The sequence below is a fragment of the Sutterella parvirubra YIT 11816 genome (assembly GCF_000250875.1).
GTDB lineage: Bacteria > Pseudomonadota > Gammaproteobacteria > Burkholderiales > Burkholderiaceae_F > Sutterella > Sutterella parvirubra.
Genome location: NZ_JH604972.1, coordinates 1 through 921, shown reverse-complemented (window position 1 = coordinate 921; position 921 = coordinate 1). Strand labels below are relative to the sequence as shown.

The following is a 921-nucleotide window of genomic DNA, read 5'->3' as shown; positions in this document are numbered from 1 at the left end:
CAATGCCCAGGCTTGCCCCGCTTACCCTTGCGGAACACCAAATTGCTTTCCTTCCAGGTGCCGGACGACAAAATCTCTTCCTGGAAAGCGCCGGGCGCCAACGTCGCCTTGATCCGCCCGCAGGTGGTGTAGATGCTCGCCGTCTTGCGGTCAGCCGAGTAGCTGATGGTGTTCTTGTCGAGATGGACGATGGGGTTTGCGAATTTGAACGCCGGGAGCTCAATTTTGTCGTCTTTGAGGAACTTCGGATTGTTCGAAATCCACGATTTGGCGGCGGCGGAAACCGAGCGAACGGTATTGCAGACGAGCTGCGACCCCAATTCAGGAATTTCAGAGCGAACGCGCCGGTAGCCGGCGTGATGCAGGTTGTGCCTCTGCCACGGGCGCATCCCCCGTGGCTGCTCTCGCATGATCTCGGCAAGCAGACGACTGGCCTTGCCGTAGAGACTTTGAGTTTCCTCCAGTTTCACGGAATCTTCCGCAGACACCTCCAGGCGCACGGCTGCGGTGCGGACGATGGTCGCCACACCGGCAAACTTACCGGCGTCCTTTGATGTGTTCAGTCCTTTCGATGTACTTGCGGATGATTTCTGCGCTGACATTTCCTGCGGTCCCGACGTAGTAGGACGGAGACCAAAGGTGACCATCCCAAAGCGTCTGCTTCAGTTCCGGATGTGCGACGAAAAGCTTTCGTGCCGTAGCCCCCTTCAGGACTCGGACCACGTTTGCAATGGACTCCGAGGGTGGAAAACTGAGAAACAAATGGATGTGGTCAGGCTGAATCTCTTTGGTGAGCACGGCATAGCCGCGCTCGGCGCAGATCTCCGCGAGAAGAGAGCCCAACGTTTGGGCGACATCTCCCGTCAATATGCGTCTTCGATACTTTGGGCACCACACCACATGGTAAGCGGTCTGATACAC

Annotated in this window: 1 protein-coding gene and 1 pseudogene; both read right to left on the bottom strand. The window is 57.2% G+C overall.

Annotated elements, in window-relative coordinates; translation table 11 throughout:
- Positions 1-527, bottom strand: a pseudogene (locus HMPREF9440_RS05960) (RNA-guided endonuclease InsQ/TnpB family protein); the annotation flags it as partial.
- A 10-nt stretch (positions 528-537) separates the two neighbouring features.
- Positions 538-921, bottom strand: a 384-nt coding sequence (gene tnpA / locus HMPREF9440_RS05955; protein WP_050816165.1) for an IS200/IS605 family transposase, incomplete at its 5' end; no start/stop codon positions are given.